This is a genomic window from Streptomyces diversicolor (assembly GCF_057537855.1).
In genome coordinates, this window is sequence record NZ_BAAJXA010000020.1 from 146,251 (window position 1) to 173,081 (window position 26,831).

Consider the following 26,831-nt stretch of genomic DNA (forward strand, 5'->3'; position numbering starts at 1 on the left):
CCGCCGACCGCAGAGCGCCTTACGGGGCCCCGGCGGCCGAGCATGCCCGGTCATGGTCCGGACAGGAGGCGCGAGTAACCAGCTGAGGTGCGAACACCCGTGTCTCGTGGACATGTTCGTCGGCCGCCTCGATCTCGTCGATCAGCAACTCGACCGCCGCCGCGCCGAGGTCTTCGACCGGCTGGCGGACCGTGGTCAGCGGCGGTGCGGAGACGGCAGCCACCTCCAGATCCCCGTAGCCCACCAGTTGCACATCCTCGGGCACCCGCACCCCCCGCTCCGCGAGGCCGCGACACACCCCGGCGGCGAGGAAGTCATTGGTGCAGAACACACCGTCAGGCAACTCCGCCAGGCCGCCGGCGATCTCCCGGCCGGCTTCCACCGTCATCTCCTGGGCGGCGATGTGCGCCAAGCGGACACCGCCGCGCCCACGCACCGCCTGGCGGGCCCCCTGATAGCGGTCGGCGCACTGGCGAATGCCGGAAGCACCGTTGATCACCAGCACGTCGCGGGCTCCACGACCGACCAGACACGTCACCGCCAGACGGCCGCCGGCGACATCGTCCACCGAGACCGAGCAGCCGTCCGGCATGGTCGCTGTCCGGTCCGCCAGAACCAGCGGGATGCCGCGCTCCGACAGCCGGGACAACCGCTGCGGCTCGGCCCCCAGCGGCACCACCACCACGCCCACCGCACGCTGTTCCACCAGCATGGACAGATAGCCCTGCTCCCGGTCGGCGTCGTCACCGCTGTGGCACAGGACCAGCGAGTAGCCATGCCGGTAGGCGGACTCGGCAGCGCCCTTCGCGATCCGCGAGTAGAAGGAGTTCGCGACGTCGGGCAGCACGAGCCCGATCGCCGAGCTGCGGCCACTGCGCAGTCCGGACGCGCCTGGGTGCGGGACGTAGTCGAGTTCCGCGACGGCGAGCCGCACCCGCTCCGCGGTACGGGCGCTCACTCTGCCAGGCCGGTTCAGCGCATTCGAGACCGTCGCCACCGATACGCCCGCGGCGGCGGCCACGTCCTGGATACGTGCGGGCCGGGAAGCGATGGCGCTCGACCTCCTCTGTAAGCGGCGATCGCGCCGACGGGCACGACTGCGGCACTGTGGATGGGCGAGCAGTCTACCGTGATCTCGCTCAAAACGTTTTACACGGGTTGCACGGGGTCCCTGCGACCGCCCGGATTCAGCTCGGAGCCAGTGAACGAAGGGAGTGCGGTCCGGCCAACAAGGCGGCAAAGACCGGGTCTGTGAGGGGCGCCGGGGCAGCCGCGGGTCAACGGGGTGCACTCCGCTGACCCGCGCCTGGAGATGGTCGTGAACGTGAAGGGCTGGGACGGTTCCGTACGCATCGCCTCACGCGATCATCGCGGGCCGGATCGCAGCCGGGAACGCCTCGCCCCGACGACGTGGCCCGTCGCCCTCACCGACACCCACCTGGCGAAACACACCGCCCGCCTGGCCCGGCCGGCAGGGCCGCATCCGGGGCGTGGGCTCAGCCCATAGGCGGCCCCGCCCTGTTGCTGCCGTCGTTCGCTGCTCGTCCGCAAGGCGGTGGGACCGCTCCGTGTGACGAGCGGGCCGTGTTCACGGCAGTGGTGTACGCGCTGACCAGCGGCTGTGCCTGGCGGCATCTGCCGCCGACGTTCGGCACGTCGCCCGCCACCGCGCATCGCCGCTCCACGGTACGGTCCGAGGCCGGCCTGTGGCGTCGGCAGCACCGGGCGGTGCCGCACGAACTCGGGGCCCGGCGCGAGGTGCACCGGACCTCGGCGATGGTCGACGCGGACTACATGCCGGCTCAGATCGCGCACCGATGAGTTTCCCGCGCCGCGCAGGTCTGTACGCGTGAGACCGACTCACGAAAGGCTGGCGCCATGCGGAAACTGATCTACAGCATGAACCTGACCCTGGACGGCTACATTGCCGCGCCCGGCGACGACATCGGCTGGAGTGTGCCGAGCGACGAGCTGTTCCAGTTTTGGTCCGACCAGTTGCCGGCGACCGACCTGTCGCTGTACGGGTGCAAGCTGTGGCAGACGATGAGCTCCTACTGGCCGACCGCCGACCAGCAGCCCGACGCCACCCCGCCGGAGATCGAGTTCGCGCGCCGCTGGCGGGACATGTCGAAGGTGGTGTTCTCCTCGACGATCGACAAGGTCGACTGGAACACCCGCCTGGTCACCGGTGACGCGGTCGCCGAGATCACCCGGCTCAAGGCCGAGGAAGGCGGCCCGATGGCCATCGGCGGCGCGACGCTCGCCGGGGCGGCCATGCGGGCCGGGCTGATCGACGAGTACGTGCTGGCCACCGCGCCGGTCCTGGTGGGCGGCGGCACGCCGTTCTTCACCGCGCTGGACAGCTGGGTGAACCTGAACCTGGTGGAGACGCGGACGCTTCCCGGCGGTGTGATCCTGACCAGGTACGAGACGAGGCGCTGAGCGCCCGTCACGCGACTCGACGCCTGCCGGGTCCACGCGAACATGAAGGACACCACCGGGCCGGGCAGCCGTCGATGCGGCTTGACATACACCACCACCGCCGTTCTCGGTGAGCAGTAAGTAGTCCGGGATGTGCTTGCGGACCCGGTCTTTGACCGTGGTCCTGCGCCAGCCGAGCCCGGAAGAGCTGAGAAGCTGGGCCAAAACCTCGCTCAGTGCCGTGTGGTCAGGTAATTCTGGATTGATGTCGCTAGCTTAATGGAAATCCTGTCATGGGCGGCGACAGTCGGATGCGTACCGTCAGTTGTCTCTGTGGCTGTGTCAATCCAGCCGGATGTGTCGATGTGTACGACCTTCGCGTCTCCAGCAGCATTTCTCGCGCCTACCGTTTCAGATATCTCGGTTTTATGGGCACCATTAAATGGTGACATCGCGAAGATCACTGCTTCGGGATAGCACGTTCTCATGCTTTCAAGGAACGCCACATATGCCGGCTTGAAATTCGGCGCGTTTGCCCCGGTCGAAGGGTCATTCGTGCCAAGATTTATGACGAGATGGTCGGGAATGTATTTTGAGGTATCCCATGCCGGCACATCTGATTCACCCGGTACATATTCCGACAACTTAAAGTAACGGCTCACCATTCCTGTCGCGTCCGGCCCGCCAGACCCCGCTGCCACTGCTATCCCGCCGAACGCGACGGTATTGTGGGAAAATCCCAGCAGTTCAGGTGTTTTGAAGCTGAATGAACTTCCCAGTGAATTGATCAAGCCTGGCCCGACGTACCCCACTGAGATGGAATCTCCTATAAACTCCATGGTTGGCTTTTCGGTGCAAGGTATTACGCGCGCGCCATGGTCAATTTGGAAGTACTTCAGTTTCGGGAAGGATTGCTGATACTCTGAATAGAGTTTCAGTGAGTGCACCCCCCTTTCAAGGCCGGATGCAATCGACAGCGTATCTCTTGCGTTGATGTTTCTCTGGAATGTGCCTCCATCTACTCCATAGAGAAGCCTGCAAGTGTCTTCAAGCGCCACGGAAAGGGATGTTCCAGTGAAATTGAATTCAAGGCCGCTTTCGTAGTACCCATGCATGTATCCGTTCGCTTGCTCCTGCCAGCGGCCTCGGTACCGGATATTTTTGTCATTCGCGGGAATGAAACCATTGGCGTACGAAACGGAGCCATCTGCATGATGAGTTGGCATTGTTTCTGGCATTGCTGCTGGTTGAATTGCGCCCATAGGGCGCCCCGCTGCGGCTGCAAGGTTGGACGCACCCAGGACAATCCCGCCCGCTGCGATCGGTGTTGCTTTGAGGAGCGCTCTCCTGTCGATTCCACGGGCGCCTCTCCCCTCAGGATCGGAATTCCGTGCAGGCATACCGTCGTCTCCTTTGACGCGTCCTGTGCCGGTGAGTGTCCACGAACGCGCCTTTTTCGACGGGTTCGATCTGAGGGAAAGGTAGCGACTGGTATCCCGGTAGTCCTTGGAGTACGTTGCCCAATCATTGGACAATATTTCCCGGCTTCAATCCGCTCACAGCTGGACAACAGGTCCTCATGGATCCGTCCGGGCGGAAGCTCCGCTGCCCTTGCGGATACCTCATAGACCAGCCGGCCTACCGCGTCAATCACCGCTTGCCAGCCACGACGTCACGCCAACAAGCTCAGCACGACGCAAGACGTCCCGGAGGACGCCGGCGGCACGACAGCAGCGGGTGATCCGACGACGGCTGTCGTGCCACCGGACTCACGCATGCGGTGGCGTGTCCGGAACGGCCGAAGAACCTGCCGTGATCAGCCCGTGAACGTGTTGAGCAACTGCAGGTATCCGTCGCGGTGCCCGGCCTTGTTGGGGTGGTAGGACTCGTTGATCTTGTCCCACTCCAGGCTCGTCACCCAGACCGGGCCGTTGGAGCAGATCGTGTGCGGGTCGAACGCGGCACGCGGGTCGAGGAAGACGAAACCGGCCTTCGCTGCCTCCGCCGCTGTGACCGAGGCCAGGGTGTCGGCGGCCGAGTTGAGCGCCGTCCGCTCGCGGTCGCTCAGCCCGAAGATGCCGCAATTGCCGCCGATCGTGTACAGCCGCGGGTAGCCCACGACCACGACCACGGCGTTCGGTGCCTTCGCCCGGATCGCCGCGTAGGTGTTCGCCAGCGCGCCCGGCAGACTGCTGGTGGCGACGGCCTTCGCGGCCTCCACCCCGGCGACGCAGTCCTTGTCGTCGATGGTGAGAATGCAGTGCGTCAGCACGTCGACGAAACCGACGTCGTTACCGCCCACCTGCACCGTCACCAGTGTGGTGTCCGCGGTGAGCTGCGGCACCTGTTGGTTCGTCAGGTCCGCGGTGGTCGCCCCGGAGCACGACGCCTCCACGAAAGAGTACGAGGGGTGCTGCTGGGCCCATAACCGGGAGTACGTCGACGGGCCACGACGGCACGGGTCGTCAGGGTTGTCGTATTCGCGTGTGCCGGGCGCCACGGCGTATGAGTCGCCGAGTGCCACATACTTGCCGGCGGCCGCCGGATCGACGTCCGCGGCGTACGCACTCGGGGCGGCCGGGACCGCAAGGCAGAGGGCGGCCACCGCGAGGGAAAGCGCCGCGAGGCGTCTGCGGGCTCTTGACGAGCGCATGCTTCACTCCTGGAGTGTGTGAGGGTGTTGGAAGACCTGTTGGAGCAGGCGGAGAACTGGTGGTGCTGCGCGACCGGGAGTCGGATTCGGCGGTGTGCGCAACGGGGGTGTTCGCCAGGGCGGCGGTCCTGGGGTGGTGAGCCGTCCATGCGGCTCGGCGCTTCGTCGGCGCAGGACTCCGATCGGTCGGAGTGGTCGAGGAGCGTCGGACCTGAACGCCCGCGATCAGGGCGAGGGCATCGGCCTCGCCCTCGTCGCACCGGTCCGGGAACGCCGATAGGCGCGCACTGTGCGCCAGTTCGCCCGCCGTGCAGACCGCCCGCACGTCGAGTGGGCCGCCGATGACGGCTTCGGTGCGGGCGTATAGCAGTGGCATGGTGCCGGGCGAGCGGAGCCACGACATCGAGATGCCGGGACCTGTGCTACGCAGCAGGGAGGTGCGCTGGTGGCGAGTGCGTGTCCGAACCGAGCGCGAATGGACGCCATGGAGCAGCCGCGCTCGTGTCGAGGCAGCGCTGCTGGATCAGAGGGACTGGTCGGCTCGCCCTGCCACCCTGGGAGCCGGTGCCGGAGACAGCGGTCCCTGCGGTCACGTACCCCGCGAGCGGAACTCCCGCTGACAGGCCGATCGCCGCACGCGCGAATTTCCTGGGGAACCGTAATCGTATCTTTTTGAACAGGATCAACATGGGAATGCGCCCTTCTTGCTCCCGCCTCAACCGCTGAAGCGGAAGCCGTGTGCATGGGGGGTGCGCCAATTCGGCTGGACCGTACCCCGTGTGGCGTGTACGCGTCAACATGCCCCGCGTCGACTTCGACAGGCTTGCTGGCAGACACCCCGCCACCGCGGGCCCACCACCAACCCTGACACCGGCGACCTGGCGGCGCAGATTGCCTTTCTGCCGCAGCTCACGGGCGGTTATCTAGCCCAATGGGTAAGGGAGTTCGGCTCGTCGGTCGACGCCGCGCCCATCCTCGCGGGCGCACCCCGCTGACCCCGGACCGCCCGCGTCCGAAACTGTTCGGCGGCATCACAACGCCGGGAAACGTCGTGCGGCCTCCGAATGGACCGCCGTGAACGAAGGAGATTCAGGCGCCTCCGTGTACCGCCTCGCCGGACAGCAGCCCGGGCTCTATGTGAAAATCGCTCCGCGCCAACCGGGGAATTCCCCCTTACCTGGTCGGCGAGGCCGGCCGGCTTGCGGCCTCGCCCGCGCCCCCTGCACGAACTGCCTCTCGGCGACTGCCCCTTCGACCGCAGCCTGGCCGTGACGGTCGCCGAAGCCCGACACCCGCGACCGCGAGGGCTTCGTGAATCTCGACGGCATCCAGGAGGAGCACGCAGACCGGTCCGGTGACCAACTCCTCGTCGAACTCGACCGAACTCGGCCCGAGAACGAGGAACTGGTCGTCTGCCACGGGGCCTGTGCCCCAACAACGTGCCGCTCGGCCCCGGGAGTTGCCGGGGCACCGGAGTGATCGAACGTGTGCCGCCGGGGTCGCGCCGATCGCCACGCGGACCTGGCCCTCGCCGCCCGCGAGCTGGAGATCAGAGGATCCCTGGTGCGGCCCCGAGTACGCATTTGTGCCCGCGAGGCACGCGCGATCCGGGCTGCGGGCTCCCAGGCGGCCGCGGATCACCCTGTCCGTCCGCTCCGCCATCGGTGTACTGATCGCCATGTCCGCCGCTCCCCGCCGACGCCCAGTGTCGACGCCCGCTGAGCCACCGCCGTGATCAACGGTCGGCAAGATTGTCCAACAACTGCCCAACATGATGCCGGCAGCAATCTTTCCAGCGAGGGATATCGTCCTGCCGCGGGTGTGCGAACAGGTCGCCGGGAGTGGGCACCGACATGAATGTGCCGACTTCCAGGCTCGGCGGTAGAGAGCGCAGGGCACATCTCAGATCCGAGGAGGATTCACGATGACAGAAGATGTTTCGAATTCCATTCCTGCCGGTAAGCCGAGTCGCCGGGACATCCTCCGGGCGGCGACCGCGGTGTCGGGTACAGCCGCCCTCGGCCTCTCCGTGCCGATGGAAGCCGTGGCTGCCGGGAGAGGGCCGCAGGGCACCAGGACCCTGGTCGGGGCGATTCGATGGGACGCCTGGGTGGGCGGTGATTCCCACTACGGGAGCGGCGTGAACCGCACACTGTCACCGGACAAGTACCACTTCCGGCTGCCGTTCTATGCCGACATCACGGTTCCGCGGCCGGTGTTGATCGACCGGAGCTTTGACACGGAGACGACCGGTGCCGCTCCTGCCGGTTGGAAGGTATCGGCCCCTCTGGGTGGTGCTGCGGCGGTCGTTGAGGTGTCCGGCAGAGCGGGCAAGTCCGCGCATCTGCGGAGCTCCACAGAGTCAACCGTGACGATGGCCCACACGTTCTCCGCGCAGGAACGTGCCGTCACCGTGCAGTGGCAGTGGAAGGAGACACATGCCGGCAAGGGGGCCCTCGCAAGCGTGAGCGGCGGCTCATCTGCCGCCCTCGACCTGGCCACCCGCGGCGACGCCGGCACCAAGGAACTTGTCTATCGCGCATCCGACGGCACTTGGCACGTTGTCCAAGTCATCGAGGACGATACGTGGTATTCGATCAAGATCGTCATCGATCCCGCGCCCCCCGAGGGCGCCGCGCCATTTGTCGACATCTTCGTGGACGGCATACGGAAGGTGCGCAATGCGGCGTTCCGCAGCTCCACGACAGTGCTCGACACCCTCGTCTTCGGCGCCGGTGAGGGCTCACCTTGCGACCTCTACATCGACGACGTCAGTGTACGGGTGACCGAGTCGGTCAACAGCGATGCGTCCCTCCAGAGCGTCATGGACCGGGAGATCCGATACGCCAAGAAGGCCGGAATCGACTACTGGGCTTTCCTTTATTATCCGCAGCAACCGCTGGCGCGAGCCCGAGAGTTGTACCTTTCCAGTGAACACAGGAATGACGTCAGCTGGTGCGCCATATTGGATGGCAACTTCACCGGAAGTTATGTCACGAACCTGCCGCACCTCGTGGCGCGGTTCAGTGAGCCGAACTACCAGCGAGTGCTCGGCGGACGGCCACTCGTGTACTTCTTCTCCACTGTCACGGCGGACTGGGTCGCAAAGATGAGGACGGCTTGTTCGCAGGCCGGGCTGCCTGATCCGTACATCGTGGCCATGGCGTGGACCGCGCAGAGCGCAGCCAATGTCAAGACTGCCTCGGGCGCCGATGCGGTGAGCCGCTATGCGACTGGAGAGCAAAACGGCCACCCGTATTCTGAACTCGCCGACACGGAAAGCAACCTGTGGGATCAGTACGCCGCGGCGGCAGGAGCCGTCATCCCGACCGTTTCGACAGGTTGGGACAAGCGTCCACGGTATGACTACCCGCTTTCCTGGGAGCCCAATTACACGGGGTTCAAGGACGAGTGGACGCAGCAGGCGACACCTGAGGAAATCGCAGCACACCTACGACGGGCCGTAAGCTGGAGCCATACTCATCCAGACAGTGCGTCGGCCAACGCGGTCCTCATCTACGCTTGGAACGAATTCGACGAAGGCGGATGGATATGCCCGACGCTGTTCGAAATCAAGGGCGCGGGCAGGCCACTACGCCTCGACGCCATCGCAAAGGTACCTCGAACCAGAATCGGCTGAGGTCAAGCCGGTTGGAGGTCGAGTCCGGACGTGGCGATGAGACCCTTGATGAGGCGGGGCCGGCACCGCATGCGTTCCAGCCACAGAAGCGGGCTCTCTGCCGTGTCGTGAACGTGCGAACCCGCCGCCGCCCTCGCCGAGTGCGGACGCATCGCCCCCGTCTTCGCCGGTCTCTCCCACGACCGGCTGGACCGGGAGGGCGCCGTGCCCTGCTGCTGGTCACCGGGCGGCGGTGGGCCCACTGCAACCCGGGCAGCATGACCCGACGCGGCGGCAACCTCGCTCTCGACCCGGTCGACTTCCTGGACATCCACCCGGATGACGCCCTCCGGTACGACGTACGGGACGGCGCGCGGGTCAGCGTGGAGAGCCGGCACGGCCGGTCCCGGCTCGTCGCGCGGCTCGGCGAACAGACCGCGCCCGGCCAGGTCTTCTGTTCCTTCCACGTCCCCGCGAGCGGAGTGAACCCTCACCTCCGACCACGCGGACACCCTCACGTCCTGCCCCGAGTACAAGGTCACGGCCGTAGGCGTGGCCGCGATCCGGACGCGGTTCGCTCCGGGGCCCGGGACGGGGCGCTGAGGGCCGTCTCCTGCCCGATGCGGCGCCGGACACGGTCGGTGAGTGCGGTCAGCCGCCGGGAGGCCGTCGCGCGAGGTGCCACAGGAGCCCGGATCCGCCGCGCCGCTGGTGGCAGCTCGGCCAGATCGGCGTCGAACCGCTCCCGGCACTCGTCGAGTGTGGGCCTCTTGCCGATGCGCTGCCCGTGCCGCATCACCGTCTCCAGCAACGGCCTGCCGTCCTCGGGCGACCGCTCGTCGGCCAGCGCCATCACATCGGCGTAGCGGGGGCGGCGGAACACCTGCTTCTGCCCGGGTGCCGTCACCTTCGCCGAGGACAGCTTCATCACCGGTCTGCCGTCGAACTCCACCAGCTTGTACGCGGAGTCCACATACGGTGCGTCGGCCGACACCCCGACACGGGTGCCGACCGCGTAGATGTCGATCGGTGCCCCGGAGCGGACCAGTTCGTCCACCGCGTACTCGTCGAGGCCGCCGCTGGCGACGATCCGCACATCCGGCAGGCCGGCGTCGTCGAGGACGGCACGCGCCCGTACCGCCAGGTCTGCGAGGTCGCCGCTGTCCAGCCGGATCGCCGAACCGGGCCCGCGGTCCAGGTCGCGCAGCACGCGTGCCGCAGTGCGGACGCCCGCCTCGGTGTCGTAGGTGTCCACCAGGAACGTCACCGGACCGGGATGACACCGTGCGAAGGCCCGGAACGCCTCGTCCTCCGCCGGGAACGCCTCCACGAAGGAGTGAGCCATCGTGCCGACGGCCGGTATGCCCTCGGCCGTGGCGGCGGCCACGTTGCTGGTACCGGCGAAACCGGTCAGAGCGCCGAGCCGGGCGGCCTGGAACCCCGCCTGCAAACCATGGGTCCGCCGCAGGGCGAAGTCCACCACCGGATGCCCGGCCGCCGCGAGCACGCAACGGGCTGCCTTGGAGGCGACCGCCGTCTGATGGCTGAGCTGATTGAGTACACACGTCTCGACCAGCTGCGCCTGCGGAAGAGGCGCGGTGACCTCCAGGAGGGGCTCTCCCGCGAGCACGATCCGTCCCTCCGGTACCGCCCGCACCTGGCCGTCGAACTCCAGGCCGCGCAGCGCCTCCAGGTCCCGCGGCGCCCGGTGCAGCGCCGAAGCGAAGGCTTCGACGTCCTCGGGGCCGACACACAGGCCGGACAGGTAGTCAAGCGCCGACTCCAACCCCGCGGCGACCAGGAAGCCGCGATCCGGGGGCATCGTACGGACGAAGAGGCTGAAGGTCGCCGGGCCGGTCATCCCTTCCCGCAGATAGGACATGGCCATGGTCACTTCGTACAGATCGGTCGTCGTCGCATCGGACATCGGAGCCACCTCCCGCACTCCGCCGCGGCCGTCCGCACGTCACCGGCCCATCACGCGGACCGGCATGCCGATTCACGCCGTCCGGCCGCGCCGACTTCCGCACCGCCCGCACGAACGTGCGGCACCTCCGCGGCTCGACACCCCACTACGGTGGGCCCTCGGCGGCCCTGTCGTCGACGGCGTAGTCGATCATGGGCCGGACCGTGACCACACCGTCCACGCCTTTGGCGAGCTGTTCGGCGATCCGGGCGGTGCTGTGCCTGTCGACCCGACCGCGCAGGGTGACGACGCCGTCGTGAACCTGGACCTGCACCTCCTGTCCGCTCAGCCGCAGTATCGCCGTCAGTACTTCATCGCGTATCTCCTGACGTATCTCCTCGTCAGGACGCAGGAAGACGCGCAGCAGGTCGGGTCGGCTGACGATGCCGATGATGTGCTCCGTCTCGTCCACGACCACCAGCCGTTTGACGTGGCGGCGGTCCATCTCGCGGGCCGCCTGGGCCACCGGCCAGTCGGCGTGCGCGGTGGCCACGGGGGTGGTCATCAGCCCGGCGGCGTTCTCCGCGCGTGCCTTGGCCCTCTCACGCGGCCACCCGGGCGATGCCGCGCGGCCACCGTACTCATCGGGCTGTTCGGCCTGTTTGCGCAGCAGATCGGCTTCGGACACCAGCCCCATCGGAGCACCGTTCTCGTCGGCCACGGGCACGGCGCTGATGCCGTGACGGGACAGGACGGACGTGATCTCCTTGAACAGGGTGTCCGGTCGAACGGTGACGACATCCCGTGTCATCACCTCGCTGACGGTGCTGTGCTGGGCGGTCATCTCGCACCTCCTTCCTGCCTGCGCGTCGCGCGGTGGACGCCGGCTCACCCCCCATGTCTCCACTGTGCTCCAAGGAGAGTGCCGGGTGGAGATCCCAGGCGTCAGGATCGCTGCCGGGGCGGCGGCTCGACGGTCCTCGCCGGCCTCGGCCGGCGCGCGGCCACAGGGCCGGGGGCCCGGCCCGCGGGGCGGGTGCGAGGCGGCGGAGTGCGACGGCTCACGAACCGGCGGCCGGTGTCGACGGCTCCAGGGCCTCGGGAATCTCCTCGCGCTTCTCGTCGGCGTAGACCATCAGCGTCGACCCGCCGAGGGCGAGCACGATGCCGATCGTCGCCCATATCGTCGGCAGTGTCTGATAGACCACCAGGGACAGCACGATCGTGAGGACGGGCGCCAGGGCGTTGGTGATCGGGGCGACGACACTGGCCTTGCCACGGCTGAGCGCCATGACGAGGAACAGCGCGCCCACGGCGTTGAGAATCTGGGTGCCGGCGGTGAGCGCCGGGGCCTGCCAGGGAGCGTCGGGCAGCCCGCCCATCATGAGGACGGCGACGGGGACGAGAACCAGCCCGCTGATGGTCATCCAGCCGAACGTCGTCGCGTCGTTGACGCCGGCGAGGGCGGCCTTGCGCATGAAGAACGCCTGCGCTCCCCAGGCCACGCAGATGAGTACGGCCAGCAGCAGCCAGGACCCGGTGCTGACCGAGCCGCCGGCGCCCGCGGGAATGCTGATCAGCACGATGGCGATCAGTGCCGCGATCACCCCGCTGACCGCGAGCTTTCCGATCCGTTCCCGGAGCAGAGCCACGGCCATCAGGACGGTGATCACGGGGGAGAGGGAGACCACGGGGAAGATCAGATACGCGGGACCGTCGGACAGCGCCTGGAACAACAGGAGTTGGCCGCCTGCTCCGGTGAGTCCGGCCGCGAGCCCGTACACCGCGGCGATCGGGCGGCGGTCGAACCTCTCCCGGCGCAGCGCGACCGCGGCCGGGACGAGCATGGTGAAGGCCCAGATGACGTAGATCATCTCGTCCGGATAGCCGTACCGCTCGGTCGGCTGGCTGGAGAACGCCCCCCAGACACCCCAGAACAGCACCAACAGGCCCGCGTAGAGGATCCAGGTTCGTCTGTCATGCGATGTCATGGCTGTTCTCCGTGGCGGTGATGTGTGTGCTGGCGCGCAGGGCGGCCAGTGCCCCGGCGCTGAGCGGGGTGCCGGCGAGCTTGGCCGCGTAGAGCGCGGCACCCACCACCGGTTCGAAGAGGGGCCGCCGCAGTTCGTACCCGGCAGCGCTGCTCCGCAGGGCCGCGGTGAACGCGTCGAGCACGCCGGCCGAGCGGAAGACGCCGCCCGAGTAGGAGACGAGGACGGTCTCGTCGGGGGAGAAACCCAGGCGGCGTCGGGCCACGTCCACCAGCAGGGCCAGTTCCCGGCCGGCTTCGGTGAGGATGGCGGCGGCCTCCGTGTCGCCCGAGCCGGCCGCCTCGACCACCAGAGGGGTCAGCGAGGCGATCTCGCTGCGGTGTCCCTGCCAGCGGTTGAGTACGACGTCGATCACTTCGAGATCCGAGGTCAGCCCGAGGTGCCGGCGCAGTAGGTCCGCGAGAGGGCCCTCGGGCATCCGGCCGTCGCTCATCCGGGAGAACACGTTCAGTGCCCGGGTGGCGATCCAGTACGCCGAGCCCTCGTCGCTGAACAGTTCGCTCCAGCCCCCGGTGCGAACGCCGCGGCCCCGCCGCTCGCCGTACGTCATCGAGCCGGTGCCGCTGATGACGTTGACGCCGTCCACCGCACCGAGCGAACCGGCCCAGCCGCAGATCATGTCGTTGTCGCTCGCGTAGCGCTGATGTCCCAGCACCCGGCCGGGGGCGGCGTCCAGCGCGGCGATGTCGCTGGGGACCTCTCCGTACCCGGGCAGGCCCAGGAACGCGTGGTCGATGTCCGCGGGTGTGATGCCCGCGGCCTCGGTCACCGCCCCGATCCCTTGTTCGAGGACCCGTACGACGTGGTCGACGCCACCGGTGGCGTTGTCCGCGAAGTAGTAGGCGCTCTCTCCGAGGGCCCGGGCCCGGATGGTGCCCGCGCCGTCGATCAGACAGAAGGCTGTCTTCGTGCCTCCGCCGTCCACACCCAGAAACATCGTTGTTCCTCCGCTCGGCTCTCTTGGGGACGCTGCTTGTTCACGCGACGTGGCCACGTCGCTCGGGGAGCGGGTGCACGGTCACGCCCTGCACCACACGGTTCACCTCTCCCGAGGGGAACGGGTTGTCGGGGCGGATGCCGCGGGCCATGGAGGAACGCAGCGCGATGAGCTGCGCGACGAGCACGGCGGGCAGGGCGAGGGCGGCGTCGGCGGCGCCGGTGAGTTCGGGCAGCAGCCAGGTGTCGTCCCCGGGGACGCCCTCGGGGGAGGCGGTGACGGCCACGACACTGCCGGGCGGGAGGCCGGCGCGCAGCTCGGTGATGATGTCGAGGTCGTAGCGGCGCGTGTAGGGGTCGTTGGAGACGTACACGATGACGGCCGTGCGGTTGTTCAGGAGCGACTTGGGGCCGTGGCGGAAGCCGAGTGAGGACTCCGAGGACGCGACGAGTGCGCCTCCGGTCAGCTCAAGCAGCTTCAGCGCTGACTCCTGGGCGAGCCCTTTCAGGGCGCTGCTGCCGCCGAGGTAGACAAGCCGTTCGGGCCGGCGGGCAAGCAGGGTGTCGATGGCCTGGTCCAGGCCCCCTGCCGTGATGTGCTCGGCCGCGATGGCCGGTGCCTCGATGTCATCGGTGTCGAGCGCGCCGAAGGCGAGCAGGGCCGCGAGCAGCATGCTGGTGAAACTCGACGTCATGGCGAAGCCCTGGTCGTTGGCCGCGGCCGGCATGAGCAGGACGTGGGACGCGGCACTCTCGCCGTGCGCCCGGGCCAGGCGTCCGGCGGCGTTGCAGGTGATGACGAGGTGGTTCACGCGGGTCAGGACCTGCTCGGCGAGGCGGGTCGCCGCGACGCTCTCCGGGCTGTCCCCGGAACGTGCGAAGGACACGAGGAGCGTGGGGACGTCGTCCGGGAAGGACGCGTAGGGGTCCGCGACGATGTCGGTGGTGGACACCGCGTCCACACGGCGGCCGGTGGCCTGCGCCGTCGCCGCCCGGACGATCTCCCCGGCGAAGGCCGAGGTACCGGCTCCGGTCAGGACGATCCGCAGTTCCTGCTGGGCGAGCAGCGGTTCGAGGAACGTGTCCAGGCGGTCCCGTCCTGCGGCGACGATCGCGCCGACCTCACGCCACACCGCGGGCTGCTGGGTGATCTCCGCGATTGTGTGGTCGGCCCCGCCACCCTGGGGTGTCGCGTTCCGGGTGCGGGTGTTCACACGTACTCCTTGTCTTGCACACGGCAGGCGCGTTCGTAGTCGCGCAGGACGTCTCGGATCCGGTCGACGACCAGGTCCCGGGGTGTCGCGGAGAGGGCGCCGGTCCGGACCCGCCGGTACTGGTCGGGCAGGTGGGCGCTCACAAGGGGAAGCGGGACGTCGAGGGCCGAGATGTTGGCGAACAAGCGGTCCTGCGCGGCGGCGATCTCGGGGTCGGGCCAGTAGTAGCGCATGCGGTCGCTGTAGCTGTAGCGCCTGGCCAGCCGCTGCTCGGCGGCGTCCCCCTCGTAGTACCCCGACCACCAAGAAGGCTCGTCAAGCATCCGGCGGTCGACCACCTCGATGATCCCGGAGCGGGCCTCGGGGACGACGAGTTCGTCCTCGATGGCAGCCAGCGCGAACAGGGCCTCGCGCAGCGCGAACGTCAGCCCGGGGCCCACCTTGAGCACGGCCCAGTGGTCCTCCACCAGGGCGGACAGTCCGTCGACGGTCTGGTAGTCCGTCGAGTGGGCCTCGAAGACCATGTTCGGCTCGTCGGCCAGGACCTCACGCAGGTCGGTCGTCCGCTCACGCCGGTAGTCGAACACCTGAAGGTGGTCGAATTCCACACCCGGCTGCACGACCAGGGCCATCACGCGGGGCCAGGCGTCGGCGACGTCGTGGGCGGCGAAGGCCTCCCGGTTGCGCCGCAGGGTCAGGTGTGCGGCCTGGGGGCTGGTGGCCGTCATACCCTCCAACGTCTCGTGCGCCCCTCCGGGCACCGGCACCTCGGTGCCGATGACGTAGCGCAGGGCGGCGGCACGGTCGCCCGCACTCTCCTCGGCCACCCGCACCAGGCGGGCGGTGCGCTCGGCGACCACGTCGTCGGTCAGCGGTGCGGGGTCGTCGGCGCAGGAGAAGCTGCAGTCGAGGTGGATCTTCGTGAAGCCCGCCCGGACATACGCCGCGACGACGGCATCCGCCTCGGCCATGGCCTCCCGCGACGGCAGCGAGCGCCACCGGTTGGGTCCCAGGTGGTCTCCGCCGAGGACGACCCGGTCCAGCGGCAGCCCGTGCTCGGTGGCCACGGCCTGCACCAGTTCGCGGAAGTCCTCCGGCCGCATGCCGGTGTAACCGCCGTACTGGTCGACCTGGTTGGAGGTCGCCTCCACCAGGAGCACGCCTCCCGACGCGAGGGCTTGGCGTACGGCCGCCTCGATGACCAGCGGGTGGGCCGAGCACACCGAGGTGATGCCGTACGGCTCACCCGCCTTCTGGCGTCGTACCACTTCGTCCAAGGGGTTCCACATGATCCACTCCAAGGTTCGCCGAAGGGCGCGGCCCAAAACGGTACACATGCCTCCGGAAACGTCAGTGGAATGCTAGTGGTATGCGGATTGGTCGTCAATGGTCCCAATCTGGTATTGCATTGGTCTGCTACCAACTGGTATACCTCTGGTATGGCTTCTTCGGATCACGCTCTCCCGCAGGGCTTGCTGGGCGCTGAGTCCCTGCCTCTGTACTCCCGGATCGCCGGACGTCTTCTGGACGACATCGCCGCGAACGGCGCCCGGCCCGGGGACCGCCTGCCGTCCGAGCGGTCGCTCGCGGACCGGTACGGCGTCTCACGCGTCACGCTGCGCAGCGCGCTGAACGAACTGGCGGAGCGTGACGTCATCGAGTCCTCGCCGGCCCGCGGATGGTTCCTCGCCCGGGGCTACGAGCGCGCGGTCCCGGGCTCCCGGCCGTCGCCCGCTCCGGGGGGCGGCCAGTCGGTGCAGGGCTTCGCCGACTACGCCGAGCAGCACGGTTTCCGGCTACGGGACACAGTCCTGGAGTCCAAGGTCCGGGCGGCCACGGTCCAGGAGTCCGAACGGCTGCGTATCGGCCCGGGGGCCGCACTCTTCGAGATGCGCCGACTGCGTTTCCTGGACGACATCGTCGTCGTCCTGGAGCACAACCGGCTGCCCCTCGGGCTGTGTCCGCAACTGGCGGAAACCGACTTCACCAAGGACACGCTCTTCGCCACGCTCCGCCGAGCCGACCCGCCCCAACTGCCCAAGGTCGCCGACTACTCCGTCGAGGCCCGGCATCCGACCGAGGAGGAACGAAAGCTGCTGGAGATCACCGATACGACCCCCGTGCTGGTCGCCACCCAGCTCGCCTTCAACCAGAGCGCCCAGCCCCTGGAGCTGACCGCGGCGGTCTACCGCGGTGACCGCTACCACTTCCGGGCCTCGATCACCGGGTGAACTCGCCGCGCCGCGAGGCCCGTCACGCTCCGGGGCCAGGATCGTTCGTCAGCCACGACGCCTCGAACCGATCGCAAAGAGCTGTACAGGCCAGGCCGGTTGGGTGTGTCGGCGGTGAGGCGCGGGGGTGCGGGCACGCCCGGCTCTGAGTCCGTGTTCCCTTGTCCGGGGAACACGGCGGGCGGTTCCCCCGTTCCGCCCGGGCCGTGGCCGACGAACGCCGTCTGTGGGCGTTGACCGTAGGTCTTGTTCCAGCATGCACGGCGTGGGGCGCCCACCCCCGTGAGAGCATGTCCGCATGAGTAAGCCTTCCGCACTCGTGTCCCAGCTGGGTCTCCAACCCCATGTGGAAGGTGGTTGGTTCAGGGAGACCTGGCGAACAGCCGCCGAGGCCGAACTGCCCGGATACGAGGGCAAGCGCTCCATGGCGACCGGCATCTACTTCCTCCTGCACCCCGGAGAGGTGTCCCAGTGGCACCGGGTCCGCTCCGACGAGATATGGCTCTGGCACCGCGAGGGACCACTGACCATGCGACTGGGCGGCACGGGTCCCGTCCCCGACAAGACGGGCGCCGTCACTGTCACGCTGGGCGGCGATATTGAGCACGGCGAGCTGCCCCAACTCCGCGTGCCGGCCAACGTCTGGCAGACCGCCGAACCCGCCGGTGACCTTCCCGTACTGGTCACCTGTGTGGTGGCCCCCGGATTCGACCCCCTTGACTTCGAGATGCCTTGATTGATCTCGGCCGGCATCAATGCCTGTAGCCGGGTGCGCCCGGGGAAGGGGAAGGGGGCCGGGCGGGCGTCGGAGAGGCCGCGCGGGCCGGGCGGCGGGGCTACGCGGGCTCGCTGCCCGTCCGAGCCGGGGCGGGTCGTGCGAGGCCCGCGAGGAGGACGTCGACCATGTGGCGGGCGCGGTAGTCGGGGAACGTCCCCGCTCCGATGCACAGGTTGCCGACGGCGATCATCAGGTCCAGGGGGCGTACGTCCGCACGCGTCTGGCCGGCGTCCGCGGACGCCCGCAGCAACTGATCGAGCACCGGGACCAAGCGGTCGACGAACTCGGCGTGCAGGCTCTCGTAGCCTGCCTGGTCGGATTGCAGGGCCTCGGCCAGGCCGTGCTTGGTGACCAGGAAGTCGGTGAACCGGGCCACCCATGACCGAAGGGCTTCGTAGGGGGTTTCGGGAGTCCGGCCGGAAGCGGTGGGCTGTGGCGCGGCGAGCGCGTCGAGCTGGTGGCGGAAGACCGCGACGACCAGGTCGGACCGGGTGGGGAAGTGGCGATAGAGGGTCCCCATGCCGACGCCCGCCTCAGCGGCGATGTCCCGCACCGGCGCATCGATCCCGGCGCGCACGAAGACGGTCGCGGCGGCGTCGAGAAGGGTCTGCGCGTTGCGGCGCGCGTCCGAGCGCTTGCGCCGGCCGACCACGGCCTGCGGCGAGTCAGCCGATGACACTGCGGGAACCTCCAGCCTCGCCAAGCGGAGCGATGCTCTGTGGATTGATGTGGAGTGTTGCTCCGATTGCATCATGCCAGACCGTGGCGCGCCCCCGGCCGTCACCCGCGAGTTCCGTGCTCGGTGACCAGGAAGTCGGCGAATCGGTGAACCCGTGGCAGCAGGACCTCGTGCTGGAGCGCCGGCGGCGAGCGCGTCTACACGGTGCAGGAAGACCGCGACCACCAGGTCCGCCCGGTGGGGAGGTGGCGGCAGACGGGGCCCGTGTCGAGGCCCGATGCGGCGGCGACTCCCGCACTGCGACCCGCTGGTGCGGGCTGTGTGTGGGCCGGGAGGCATCGTGAGCACCCCGCTTGCAAAGCGGAGCAACGCTCCATATGGTGTACCGGAGCGGCGCTCCACATAACCGGTGGTGCCAGACGCCGCACAGCATGGGCTCACTGGGCCATTTGAGAAAGGCATTCACCTCATGAGCGACACCACGTCCGCCGACGGCGGCAACGACTTCACCGCCACGGTCATCTCCGTCAGCCCGATCGCACTGGCCGCCCCGGACCGCGGCCAGGACCTGCGGGTACGCGTCACAGCGCCGGCGACCGGCCACAACCTGCCCGTCGTCGTCTTCTCGCACGGCATGACCTTGACCATGGACGATTACGCACCGCTGGCCGGCTTCTGGGCCGCCCGCGGGTTTGTCGTCATCCAGCCCACCCATCTCGACTCGCTGGGACTGCTCCCCGACGACCCGCGCACCCCGCTCATCTGGCGTATCCGCACCGACGATCTGACCGGGATCCTGGATCAGCTCGACACCGTCGAAGCCGGCGTACCAGGGCTGGCCGGGCGCATGGACCGTGACCGTATTGCGGTCGCCGGACATTCCTGGGGCGCACAGACCGCCAGCACCCTCGTGGGCGCACGGGTCGTCGACGCCGACGGGACTCCCGGTGAGAGCATGAGCGACTCGCGTGTGAAGGCGGCGGTACTGCTGTGCCTGCCCGGTACCGGAGGCGCCGACCTGAGCCCGCTCGCGGCCCAGTACTTCCCGTTCATGAGCCCTGATTTCGCCGAGTTGAAGACGCCCAGCCTCATGGTCGCCGGTGACCATGACCAGTCACCGCTGACGGTGCGCGGTCCGGACTGGTTCACCGACGGCTACCGCCTCGGCCCGGGCGTCACCGATCTGCTGACCCTGTTCGGCGCGGAACACGGACTCGGCGGTATCCAAGGAGCCAACGACACGCGCACCACCGACGAAAGCCCCCAGCGTGTCGCGCTCGTCCAGAACGCCACGCTGGCATACCTGCGGACCGCGCTGGGCCTCGACAACGACGCGTGGCCCACCGCCCGGCGGTCTCTGGCCGCGGCCGCCGACCCGCTGGGAAGCATCGACTCGAAGTGACCAACCCCCTCGCACCGGCCGGCACGCCCGGTTTCGCTTGACGTTCGCGACGCCGGCCGAGCCGCACTCATGCGGCAGCTTCATGAAGTCAACCAGAACCTGCGAGGAAAGATGGACACGAACGAAGTTTCCTGGCCGCGAGGAGAAGGGCCGCTGACCAATCGGGGCCGCTGGGGCGCCGACGACGACCGGGGCACCCTGAACTTCATCACGGCCGCAGCGCGCGCCCGCGGCGTGGCCGAAGCAAGCACGGGCCGTGTTGTCTCCTTGGCGCACCCGATCACACCGGTACCCATGGCAGCGCCGGTCGCTTTCGCCGAGCACAGCATGCCGTCCGCGGTACTGCAAACGATGACGTTCACCGGTTCGCCCAGCCCGGCGTTGACCGATGTGCTGCTGATCAACGTCCACCATGCGCGTTCGACACACATCGACGCCCTGGCGCACATACCGGTCGACGACACGGTCTACCCCGGTGTTTCACTCGCCGAAGCAACCGCGGGGGCGACGGTCAGCCGGAGTTCATCGTCAGCGTTCGTCGACGGGATCGTGACGCGGGGGGTATTCCTCGACCTGGCGCCGGGGGAACGGCTTGCCGAGAACCATGTCGTGACCGCGGACGACCTGACGGCGGCCGAGGAACGACAGGGAGTGCGAGTCGAGTCCGGTGATGCGCTGGTCGTGCGCGGGGGATGGGTCGCCGCCGACGATCCTTTCGGTCCCCTGCCGACCACCTCGCTGAGCGCCGTCGAGTGGATGGCGGAGCGTGAAGTGTGCCTGTACGCCGGTGACATCGGCGACAAGCTCCCTGGACCGTCGGCCGGGTCGCCCGTGCTGCACAGTGTCGCCCTCGCTCAGCTCGGGATGCCGCTGATCGACTGCGTGAGCGTGGCAGAGCTGGCGCGAGTGTGTGCCGAAATGGAGCGATACAGCTTCCTGTTCGCGCTCGGCACGATTCCCGTACGCGGCGCCACCGGACTACCCGTCAATCCACTCGCGGTCTTCTAGGGTCGGTCGCGAAACGCTGAAGTGTGCGCCAGTGGTGCGGTGCCTGCGAGGCAGTGGCACGCCTGCCAGATCGATGCTGCGTATCACCCGCGCGGTCCGCTTGTGGCTGATTCGCCCGGTGTCGTCGCGGAGTTCGGCGGTGATCCTGGGGACGCCGTAGGTGCTGTCGGGCTCACGGTGCACGGCCCGTGTCCGGGCGGCGAGGCGGGCGTCGGCCGCCCGCCGGGCGGACACGGGCCGCGGCCGTCCGACGTCAGGAGGAGGAACTGGAGTTCCCCTCCCCATCGACGCGGCCTTCGCCGTGGGCGCCCTCCCCGGGGCCGCCCTCGCCGGCCTCCTGCTGGCCGACCAAGGCGTGGACCGGGCTGCGTCGTTGGGCACCATGCAGCACGCGCCCGACCGCGTCACCGCCGCCCGCCGGGCCCTGCGCTGCTCGTTCAGTCGCGGTTCGCGGCCTGTTTCCTGGACCATGCGGTGGCGTCGGCTCCGTACCGAGCCAAGAGACGTGCGAACTGGATTCGCTCCTCCGGCGACCAGGCGGCGGTGATCTCCTCGAACGCTTTTCGCTGTTCGGCGGCGAAGCGGTTGCGTTCGGCCTCGCCGTGCTCAGTGAGTTCGAGTACGGTGCGGCGTCCGTCGGACTGGGACGCCGTCCGGCGCAGCAGCCCGTCCTCTATGCAGGCGGCGACGGTCCGGCTGGCCACCGGCTGGGCGACGCCCATCTCGGCAGCGAGGCCACCGACGGTGGTCTCGCCCGGCGCATCGGCGATCACATTCAGTACAAGGTTTCGGGAGAGGTCCTTGCTCGACGCCGGTGCGCGTCGTCGCAGACGTGACAGCGCCGGGCCGATCTGGTCCAACACCAGGTCGTCGGAGGGCTGCTCAGAGAAGGACGCGCTGCTCATGTGACCGAGTCTAGGCCAGGCCCGCCCATTTGCATATCACCGCACAAGTACATAGCATCGGGTATGTAAATCTTGAACGAGTGAGGAAACGAGGCGGACCGCTATGGCGCTCACCGCGATCACCAACGCGCAGATCTTCGACGGAGAGAAGACGGTAGGCGTGCGGACCGTGGTCATCGACGGCGGGAGGATCGCTCGTGTCGGTGGCGACGCGCCCAAAGACAGCGAGATCGTCGACGGCAGCGGCGCCACACTGCTGCCGGGACTCATCGACGCCCATGTGCACTCCGCCCCGGGTTCCCTGGCGCTCGCCCTGCGGTTCGGCGTGACGACCGAACTGGAGATGCAGGGGATGAACACACGGGAGAACCGGGGGCTCATCACCGACGACGACACCGTGGCCGACGTGCGCTCTTCCGGCTTCGCCATCACACCGCCCGGTGGTCACCCGAGCGAACTGATGCCCGAAGGCTTCCGGCCGAAGTGGGATCTGCCCCCGGTGATGCCCCTGATGCCGTTCTCCACCACTCCCGAGGAAGCGGCCGCCTTCGTGCCCCAACTCCTCGCCCGGGGGTCCGACTTCATCAAATTCATGATCGACGACGGCAGCGTGGAGGGACACCCCGGGCTGCCCTCACTCGACCAGGCCACCGTGAACGCCGGCGTCGCCGAAGCCAAGAAGTACGGCGCCCTCACCGTGGCCCATGCGCTGACCATGGAGGCCACCAGGATGGCGGCCGAAGCCGGCGTCGACGGCGTCACCCACGTGTTCATGGACCAGCCGCACACCGCCGAGATCATCGGCCTCATCAAGGACGCGGGCATGTTCGTCATTCCCTGCATCACTCTCAATGCCTCGATGATGGGGAACACCGGCAGCGCACTCGCCGACGACCCCCGGGTCTCCGCACGCCTCGAAAGCAAGTGGGACCAGACCCTGCGCTCCAGCTACAACCGCTACCCACAGGGCAGACTCCACGACGTGTACGACACCGTGCGCGCTCTGGACGCCGCCGGCATCGACGTGCTGGCCGGCACGGACGTCTCCATGCCCGAGACGTTCTTCGGGGGCCTTGCGCACGGCGCGAGCCTGCACCACGAACTGCAGCACCTGGTGGCGGCCGGCCTCACACCCGAACGGGCCCTGCGTGCCGCCACAGCGACAACAGCCCGCCGCTTCCGCCTCAGCGACCGGGGCCGTATCGCCGAGGGTCTTCGCGCCGACCTGCTGCTGGTCGACGGCGACCCGACCAGCGACATCAGCGACACCCTCAACACCCGTGCGATCTGGCGCCGCGGCACCCGTCTGGCGGCATGACCGCGGTCCGTCCGCCGAGGGAAGGACTCAACCGTCCGGTTCTTGCTCGCGCCGTACGGTCCTGTTCTGGGCCGCCTTTCACAGCCCGGACATGCGAGCCGTCGATCACCGCCCTCGACCAGTCCAGCGCACCGGCGGCCTTCAGTTCGGCCGGCAACGACTCGTGCAGACGCTGCCGGACACCCGCATCGTTCCCGTCACGCAGGCGACGCCGGCACGTCATGCCCGAGCCGAAGCCCAAGTCCTGCGGCAGGAACTCCCACGGAATGCCCGTGTACAACACGAACAGGATGCCCGACAGGACCTTCCGGTCATCCAGACGCCTGCGGCCCGGATGATCCGGTCGGCGTGGCTCGCGCGAGGCTGGCGCTCCCACCGCCCGCTGCTCGCCGGCGACGCCGTGCACCAGATGCCCCCCCATGCTCGGCCAGGGCATGTGTTCCGGGCTGCGCGACGCCGCGAACCTGGCGTGGAAGCTCGCCGCCGTCGTGAAGGGTGAGAGCCCGTCAGCCCTGCTCGACACCTACGAAAGTGAGCGCGCTCCACACGTGCGCCCTTACATCGAGGAATCCGCCCGCCAGTCCAACCTGATGGAAGCACTTGGAATGGGCGCGTTCCCGGAGCTGAACGGAACACAGACGATCGAGAGGTTCCGGCCGCTGCTGGGACCAGGTGCGGCTGCCGAGCCCGCCGGCGCCATCGGGCAGCTCAGCCCGCAGCCGCGCGGCGCGAAAAGTGATCTCCGCCGCGTCTGCGGACGTGCGGCAGATGTGGCGTCGGCTCAACGTCGTGGTCGTCCTGGAAACCGGACCGGCTGTCGACCGCTGGCTGGCCGAGCACACGGCGGCCGCGGCGATCATCCGTCCGGACCGCTACGCGTTCGCCCTCGCCGCCGACACGGCGGAACTGGAGCGGGCCACGACAGAACTGGTGAGGGCGACATCCGTACGGGAGGCAACCGCGTGAAGGAATACGCAGCCGGGATGAGATGGGGGGAGGGCCCTCGCTGGCAGGACGGCGCACTGTGGCTGTCCGACACACAGGGGGAAACTATGGACCGATCACGACGGTCCCTGGCGGGGCATCCCCCTGGACGCGATCTGCAACGGACTGTGGTTCCTGCCGGACGGCCGGCTGATCGGGGCCATGATGCATGAGCAGCGAATCGGAGTGTGGACCGGTGAGCGGTTCGCCACCTACGCGGACCTGAGCACGGTGGCCACCGGCCCGCCCGGCGACATGGTCGGCGACCCGCACGGCAACCTCTACGTGGACGACGTCGCCTTCGCCGCACACGCCGGTGAGCCGCCGCGACCAGGCCGGCTGCTTCGCGTCGCCGCGGGCGGATCGGTACAAGTGGCAGCCGAGGATATCGAGTTCCCCAACGGACTGGCCTTCGTCGGCGACGGCCGCACCCTGGTCGTCGCCGAGACCACCCGGCAACGGCTGACCGCCTTCACCGTCGAGACCGACGGGTCGCTCAGGGACCGGCGCGTCTACGCCGACCTCGCCAGCCTGGCCGGTGGCGACGCCCGGCCGGACGGGATCTGGCCGGCACGCAACAGTGTCTGGGCGGCGACCCCGATCGGGCACGCCGTCGCCCTGGTTCGGGAGAACGAGTTGGTCGCCTCGGTCGACACCGGGACGCGGCTGCCGATCACGTGCTGCGGCGACGGCGGGAACCGGCTCTTCGTCACCCTCGCCGACACCCAAGGACTTCCGCTGGGACGCTGAACTACTCCGCAGAAGTGTTCCGTGACCGGACCGGTACCGACACCGCCGTCATCACGGTGACCGAGGACACCGGCCCGGTCGCCGTCACCTGGCACGAACTGCGCCGCCAGGTCGCCTCACTCGCGCAGGCGCTCACCGAACTCGGCGTGCGTTGCGGTGACCGGGTGGTCGGATACCTTCCCAACGGCGTGGAGGCCGTCGTGGCCTTCCTCGCCACCGCCGCCCTCGGCGCGACCTGGGCGGTCTGCGGCCAGGACCACACCGCCGCTGCGGCCGAAGCGCGATTCGCGCAACTTCAGCCGACCGTTCTGATCACCGTGACCGGCTGCCTCCACGGCGGAAAGCGCGTCGACCGCCGCGCCGACGTACAAGCCCTGCGCGGCGCGTTGCCGACCCTGGTGGCGACCGTCGTCGTGGGAGACATCACACGTCTTCAAGGGTTCGCCGCCCTTCCCTTGCAGGACCCCGCCGCCGTGACCGAACTCGAACGCTGCGTCACGCCACTCGGGTTCAAAGGAGCGTTGGTCAATGACCACACGCAGGGCCGTTACCTGGACGATCCCGTGTACGAGGAGCTGTGGAGCGCGCTGGAAGAGCTGCATGTGCCGTTGTACCTCCACCCCGGCTCACTGCCCCTCGACGACTGGCACGTGATGCGTGGACGGCCCGAGATGTACGGGGCCGGCTGGAGCTGGCAGGCCGAAACCGGCGGCCACGCCATGCGGCTGATCTATGCCGGGGTCTTCGACCGGCACCCTGCCGCACCCCTGATTCTCGGGCACCTCGGCGAGTTTCTGCCGTTCCAGCGCTCCCTCTTCGACTCGCGCTATCGCTCGCTCCACGTCGACGTACCGCTGGAGCGGATGCCGTCGCAGTACTTCGGGAGCAACATCCTGATCACCACGAGTGGGGTACTGGCTCCGGAGGCCGTGCGGGCCGCCGTATTGACCGTCGGGGCCGACGCCGTGATGTTCGCGATCGACTACCCGTACGAGGTCACCGCCGACGCGGTCGCCTCCATCGAGAAGTCCGGCCTCCCGCCCCAGGTGAGGGAGAAGATCGCCCACCTCAATGCCAGGCGCGTGCTCGGCATCTGACCACCGTGATGTGGCGAAGCACGCACGTCATCGCCCTTGTGGCGTGCCGTGCACGAGACCCCTCCCGATGTCAGGGCGGGCGCCCGGTGACGGACGCGGCTCGGACTCGACCGGGCGTGTGGCGGGCCGCCTGGGTTAGGTCGCGTCCTGTGGCAGGAGTGCGGCGATCTCGGCCGCCTGTCGGCCGGTGTGCAGGCTGATCAGGTCGGCGAGCAGGATGTTCAGGGGAGGCCAGGGGATGGCCCCGTGGTCGTTGTGGAGGCTGACCAGGCCGTGCAGCGCGGTCCAGAGCAGGAGTCCGGCTTTCCACTGCTGTTCGGGTGTGGTCCGCGTCCGGGTCGGGTCGGTGGCGGCCGCCAGGGAGGTGACGACGGCGTCGAGCAGTTCCGCGCCGGCGCCGTGGGCGGCGCCGGGGACGAGGTCAGCCGGCTGCGTCCGCCGAAGAGGGTGCGGTAGTGACCGGATTGGTCGGCTCCCCAGTGCACATAGGCCGCGCATCGGGCGACGAGGTCGGTCAGCGGGTCGGGGGCGGATCGTGCGGCCTCGTCCATCAGCCGGGCCAGTTCCTGGTAGCGGAGCCGCAGGACGTGCTGGACGAGCGCGCTCAGGTTCGGAAAGTGGCCGTAGATGCTGGCCGGTGCCACACCGACCTCACGTGCGACCTGCCGCAGTGTCAGTGTCTCCGGCTGGTCGAGGGTGGCCAGCAGTCGCGCTGCGGCGTCGACGAGCTGGGTCTTGAGTACTTGCCCCTGCCCGCGCGGATTGCGGCGGCGGGGAGCGCGCGGCTCCTGAGACGGCACCGTAGCCCCCTTCGGACCTATGTGAACGGTTCGGCAACGGGTGTCAGCTGACGGCAGGCTGGTGCGACGGCCCCGTGCC

The 26,831-nt window shown here is 68.7% G+C and carries 25 protein-coding genes and 5 pseudogenes; 15 read left to right on the forward strand and 15 right to left on the reverse strand.

Annotated elements, in window-relative coordinates; all coding sequences use genetic code 11:
* Positions 1-19: 19 nt before the first annotated feature.
* Positions 20-1,021: a LacI family DNA-binding transcriptional regulator gene (locus AC27LF_RS24220; RefSeq protein ID WP_479658470.1), complete on the reverse strand. Its 1,002-nt coding sequence runs from the start codon at positions 1,019-1,021 to the stop codon at positions 20-22.
* A 389-nt stretch (positions 1,022-1,410) separates the two neighbouring features.
* Between AC27LF_RS24220 and AC27LF_RS24225 the strand changes: the two genes are divergently transcribed.
* Together AC27LF_RS24225 and AC27LF_RS24230 are read left to right on the forward strand one after the other, a co-directional pair.
* Positions 1,411-1,821: a transposase gene (locus tag AC27LF_RS24225; RefSeq protein ID WP_479658471.1), complete on the forward strand. Its 411-nt coding sequence runs from the start codon at positions 1,411-1,413 to the stop codon at positions 1,819-1,821.
* A gap of 57 nt (positions 1,822-1,878) precedes the next feature.
* Complete coding sequence (locus tag AC27LF_RS24230) at positions 1,879-2,442, forward strand: dihydrofolate reductase family protein (RefSeq protein ID WP_479658472.1); 564 nt, start codon at positions 1,879-1,881, stop codon at positions 2,440-2,442.
* Positions 2,443-2,654: 212 nt separating this feature from the next.
* On the opposite strand, the gene AC27LF_RS24235 is transcribed toward AC27LF_RS24230, so the two are convergent.
* A complete protein-coding gene (locus AC27LF_RS24235; RefSeq protein ID WP_479658473.1) occupies positions 2,655-3,821 on the reverse strand; it encodes an SGNH/GDSL hydrolase family protein in 1,167 nt (388 codons plus the stop codon).
* Positions 3,822-4,237: 416 nt separating this feature from the next.
* Positions 4,238-5,074: an SGNH/GDSL hydrolase family protein gene (locus tag AC27LF_RS24240; protein WP_479658474.1), complete on the reverse strand. Its 837-nt coding sequence runs from the start codon at positions 5,072-5,074 to the stop codon at positions 4,238-4,240.
* A 341-nt stretch (positions 5,075-5,415) separates the two neighbouring features.
* Here AC27LF_RS24240 and AC27LF_RS24245 point away from each other — a divergent pair, with 341 nt between their 5' ends.
* The 4 genes and pseudogenes from AC27LF_RS24245 to AC27LF_RS24260 form a co-directional block, all read left to right on the forward strand.
* A complete protein-coding gene (locus AC27LF_RS24245; RefSeq protein WP_479658475.1) occupies positions 5,416-5,694 on the forward strand; it encodes a glycoside hydrolase family 78 protein in 279 nt (92 codons plus the stop codon).
* Positions 5,695-6,148: 454 nt separating this feature from the next.
* Positions 6,149-6,656 (forward strand): annotated as a pseudogene (locus tag AC27LF_RS24250) (phosphotransferase); the annotation flags it as partial.
* 342 nt (positions 6,657-6,998) lie between these two features.
* A complete protein-coding gene (locus AC27LF_RS24255; protein ID WP_479658476.1) occupies positions 6,999-8,714 on the forward strand; it encodes a glycoside hydrolase family 71/99 protein in 1,716 nt (571 codons plus the stop codon).
* A 257-nt stretch (positions 8,715-8,971) separates the two neighbouring features.
* Positions 8,972-9,121, forward strand: a pseudogene (locus tag AC27LF_RS24260) (molybdopterin dinucleotide binding domain-containing protein); the annotation flags it as partial.
* Positions 9,122-9,231: 110 nt separating this feature from the next.
* Here the strand turns inward: AC27LF_RS24260 and AC27LF_RS24265 are convergent.
* The 6 genes from AC27LF_RS24265 to AC27LF_RS24290 all read right to left on the reverse strand — a co-directional run bounded on the left by AC27LF_RS24265 (position 9,232) and on the right by AC27LF_RS24290 (position 16,089).
* Entirely contained in the window at positions 9,232-10,620 is a 1,389-nt protein-coding gene (locus tag AC27LF_RS24265; RefSeq protein ID WP_479658478.1) for a nicotinate phosphoribosyltransferase, read from the reverse strand.
* A 145-nt stretch (positions 10,621-10,765) separates the two neighbouring features.
* Positions 10,766-11,443, reverse strand: coding sequence for a CBS domain-containing protein (locus AC27LF_RS24270; RefSeq protein WP_479658479.1), 678 nt, complete (start codon positions 11,441-11,443; stop codon positions 10,766-10,768).
* Between the two features lie 217 nt (positions 11,444-11,660).
* A complete protein-coding gene (locus AC27LF_RS24275) occupies positions 11,661-12,590 on the reverse strand; it encodes a DMT family transporter (RefSeq protein ID WP_479658480.1) in 930 nt (309 codons plus the stop codon).
* Positions 12,577-13,587: an N-acetylglucosamine kinase gene (locus AC27LF_RS24280; RefSeq protein ID WP_479658481.1), complete on the reverse strand. Its 1,011-nt coding sequence runs from the start codon at positions 13,585-13,587 to the stop codon at positions 12,577-12,579. The genes AC27LF_RS24275 and AC27LF_RS24280 overlap by 14 nt, the downstream gene beginning before the upstream one ends.
* A gap of 40 nt (positions 13,588-13,627) precedes the next feature.
* Positions 13,628-14,800 (reverse strand): SIS domain-containing protein, encoded by a 1,173-nt coding sequence (locus AC27LF_RS24285; protein ID WP_479658482.1) that lies wholly within the window; start codon positions 14,798-14,800, stop codon positions 13,628-13,630.
* On the reverse strand, positions 14,797-16,089 hold the full coding sequence (locus tag AC27LF_RS24290) for a D-tagatose-bisphosphate aldolase, class II, non-catalytic subunit (protein ID WP_479658483.1): 1,293 nt from the start codon (positions 16,087-16,089) through the stop codon (positions 14,797-14,799). Before AC27LF_RS24290 ends, AC27LF_RS24285 begins: the two co-directional genes overlap by 4 nt.
* A gap of 150 nt (positions 16,090-16,239) precedes the next feature.
* On the opposite strand from AC27LF_RS24290, the gene AC27LF_RS24295 reads away from it, so the two are divergent.
* Both AC27LF_RS24295 and AC27LF_RS24300 read left to right on the forward strand, forming a co-directional pair.
* The gene (locus AC27LF_RS24295) at positions 16,240-17,031 is read left to right on the forward strand and encodes a GntR family transcriptional regulator (protein ID WP_479658484.1); all 792 of its coding nucleotides are present in this window, start codon (positions 16,240-16,242) and stop codon (positions 17,029-17,031) included.
* A 298-nt stretch (positions 17,032-17,329) separates the two neighbouring features.
* Positions 17,330-17,767, forward strand: a complete 438-nt coding sequence (locus AC27LF_RS24300) for a cupin domain-containing protein (protein ID WP_479658485.1) — start codon at positions 17,330-17,332, stop codon at positions 17,765-17,767.
* Positions 17,768-17,867: 100 nt separating this feature from the next.
* On the opposite strand, the gene AC27LF_RS24305 is transcribed toward AC27LF_RS24300, so the two are convergent.
* A complete protein-coding gene (locus AC27LF_RS24305; RefSeq protein WP_479658486.1) occupies positions 17,868-18,488 on the reverse strand; it encodes a TetR/AcrR family transcriptional regulator in 621 nt (206 codons plus the stop codon).
* 469 nt (positions 18,489-18,957) lie between these two features.
* Here AC27LF_RS24305 and AC27LF_RS24310 point away from each other — a divergent pair, with 469 nt between their 5' ends.
* Both AC27LF_RS24310 and AC27LF_RS24315 read left to right on the forward strand, forming a co-directional pair.
* Positions 18,958-19,890, forward strand: a complete 933-nt coding sequence (locus AC27LF_RS24310) for an alpha/beta hydrolase family protein (RefSeq protein ID WP_479658488.1) — start codon at positions 18,958-18,960, stop codon at positions 19,888-19,890.
* 69 nt (positions 19,891-19,959) lie between these two features.
* Positions 19,960-20,898, forward strand: a complete 939-nt coding sequence (locus AC27LF_RS24315) for a cyclase family protein (protein WP_479663245.1) — start codon at positions 19,960-19,962, stop codon at positions 20,896-20,898.
* Here AC27LF_RS24315 and AC27LF_RS24320 read toward each other — a convergent pair.
* Complete coding sequence (locus tag AC27LF_RS24320) at positions 20,869-21,369, reverse strand: IS3 family transposase (protein ID WP_479658490.1); 501 nt, start codon at positions 21,367-21,369, stop codon at positions 20,869-20,871. The two genes, AC27LF_RS24315 and AC27LF_RS24320, sit on opposite strands and share 30 nt — an antisense overlap.
* Complete coding sequence (locus tag AC27LF_RS24325) at positions 21,336-21,803, reverse strand: MarR family winged helix-turn-helix transcriptional regulator (RefSeq protein WP_479658491.1); 468 nt, start codon at positions 21,801-21,803, stop codon at positions 21,336-21,338. The genes AC27LF_RS24320 and AC27LF_RS24325 overlap by 34 nt, the downstream gene beginning before the upstream one ends.
* 103 nt (positions 21,804-21,906) lie before the next feature.
* Here AC27LF_RS24325 and AC27LF_RS24330 point away from each other — a divergent pair, with 103 nt between their 5' ends.
* Positions 21,907-23,121 (forward strand): amidohydrolase family protein, encoded by a 1,215-nt coding sequence (locus tag AC27LF_RS24330; RefSeq protein WP_479658492.1) that lies wholly within the window; start codon positions 21,907-21,909, stop codon positions 23,119-23,121.
* 70 nt (positions 23,122-23,191) lie between these two features.
* Here the strand turns inward: AC27LF_RS24330 and AC27LF_RS24335 are convergent.
* Positions 23,192-23,470 (reverse strand): annotated as a pseudogene (locus AC27LF_RS24335) (transposase); the annotation flags it as partial.
* Between the two features lie 85 nt (positions 23,471-23,555).
* Between AC27LF_RS24335 and AC27LF_RS24340 the strand changes: the two are divergent.
* From AC27LF_RS24340 to AC27LF_RS24355, 4 genes and pseudogenes are all read left to right on the forward strand, one after another.
* A pseudogene (locus tag AC27LF_RS24340) lies at positions 23,556-23,627 on the forward strand (hypothetical protein); the annotation flags it as partial.
* 229 nt (positions 23,628-23,856) lie between these two features.
* Positions 23,857-24,087, forward strand: coding sequence for a hypothetical protein (locus tag AC27LF_RS24345; RefSeq protein WP_479658511.1), 231 nt, complete (start codon positions 23,857-23,859; stop codon positions 24,085-24,087).
* 123 nt (positions 24,088-24,210) lie between these two features.
* Entirely contained in the window at positions 24,211-24,855 is a 645-nt protein-coding gene (locus AC27LF_RS24350; protein ID WP_479658509.1) for an SMP-30/gluconolactonase/LRE family protein, read from the forward strand.
* 14 nt (positions 24,856-24,869) lie between these two features.
* Positions 24,870-25,952: an amidohydrolase family protein gene (locus AC27LF_RS24355; RefSeq protein WP_479658493.1), complete on the forward strand. Its 1,083-nt coding sequence runs from the start codon at positions 24,870-24,872 to the stop codon at positions 25,950-25,952.
* Positions 25,953-26,087: 135 nt separating this feature from the next.
* On the opposite strand, the gene AC27LF_RS24360 is transcribed toward AC27LF_RS24355, so the two are convergent.
* Both AC27LF_RS24360 and AC27LF_RS24365 read right to left on the reverse strand, forming a co-directional pair.
* On the reverse strand, positions 26,088-26,450 hold the full coding sequence (locus tag AC27LF_RS24360; protein ID WP_479658494.1) for a WHG domain-containing protein: 363 nt from the start codon (positions 26,448-26,450) through the stop codon (positions 26,088-26,090).
* Between the two features lie 149 nt (positions 26,451-26,599).
* Positions 26,600-26,752, reverse strand: a pseudogene (locus AC27LF_RS24365) (TetR/AcrR family transcriptional regulator); the annotation flags it as partial.
* Between the last annotated feature and the right edge of the window lie 79 nt (positions 26,753-26,831).

Excerpts from the sequence above, each read along its gene's own strand:
- AC27LF_RS24230 (WP_479658472.1), top strand. The coding sequence starts at position 1,879 with ATGCGGAAACTGATCTACAGCATGAACCTGACCCTGGACGGCTACATT.
- AC27LF_RS24235 (WP_479658473.1), bottom strand. The coding sequence starts at position 3,821 with ATGCCTGCACGGAATTCCGATCCTGAGGGGAGAGGCGCCCGTGGAATC.
- AC27LF_RS24240 (WP_479658474.1), bottom strand. The coding sequence starts at position 5,074 with ATGCGCTCGTCAAGAGCCCGCAGACGCCTCGCGGCGCTTTCCCTCGCG.
- AC27LF_RS24245 (WP_479658475.1), top strand. The coding sequence starts at position 5,416 with ATGACGGCTTCGGTGCGGGCGTATAGCAGTGGCATGGTGCCGGGCGAG.
- AC27LF_RS24255 (WP_479658476.1), top strand. The coding sequence starts at position 6,999 with ATGACAGAAGATGTTTCGAATTCCATTCCTGCCGGTAAGCCGAGTCGC.
- AC27LF_RS24265 (WP_479658478.1), bottom strand. The coding sequence starts at position 10,620 with ATGTCCGATGCGACGACGACCGATCTGTACGAAGTGACCATGGCCATG.
- AC27LF_RS24270 (WP_479658479.1), bottom strand. The coding sequence starts at position 11,443 with ATGACCGCCCAGCACAGCACCGTCAGCGAGGTGATGACACGGGATGTC.
- AC27LF_RS24275 (WP_479658480.1), bottom strand. The coding sequence starts at position 12,590 with ATGACATCGCATGACAGACGAACCTGGATCCTCTACGCGGGCCTGTTG.
- AC27LF_RS24280 (WP_479658481.1), bottom strand. The coding sequence starts at position 13,587 with ATGTTTCTGGGTGTGGACGGCGGAGGCACGAAGACAGCCTTCTGTCTG.
- AC27LF_RS24290 (WP_479658483.1), bottom strand. The coding sequence starts at position 16,089 with ATGTGGAACCCCTTGGACGAAGTGGTACGACGCCAGAAGGCGGGTGAG.
- AC27LF_RS24295 (WP_479658484.1), top strand. The coding sequence starts at position 16,240 with ATGGCTTCTTCGGATCACGCTCTCCCGCAGGGCTTGCTGGGCGCTGAG.
- AC27LF_RS24300 (WP_479658485.1), top strand. The coding sequence starts at position 17,330 with ATGAGTAAGCCTTCCGCACTCGTGTCCCAGCTGGGTCTCCAACCCCAT.
- AC27LF_RS24310 (WP_479658488.1), top strand. The coding sequence starts at position 18,958 with ATGAGCGACACCACGTCCGCCGACGGCGGCAACGACTTCACCGCCACG.
- AC27LF_RS24315 (WP_479663245.1), top strand. The coding sequence starts at position 19,960 with ATGCGGCAGCTTCATGAAGTCAACCAGAACCTGCGAGGAAAGATGGAC.
- AC27LF_RS24320 (WP_479658490.1), bottom strand. The coding sequence starts at position 21,369 with ATGGTCCAGGAAACAGGCCGCGAACCGCGACTGAACGAGCAGCGCAGG.
- AC27LF_RS24325 (WP_479658491.1), bottom strand. The coding sequence starts at position 21,803 with ATGAGCAGCGCGTCCTTCTCTGAGCAGCCCTCCGACGACCTGGTGTTG.
- AC27LF_RS24330 (WP_479658492.1), top strand. The coding sequence starts at position 21,907 with ATGGCGCTCACCGCGATCACCAACGCGCAGATCTTCGACGGAGAGAAG.
- AC27LF_RS24360 (WP_479658494.1), bottom strand. The coding sequence starts at position 26,450 with ATGCGCGGCCTATGTGCACTGGGGAGCCGACCAATCCGGTCACTACCG.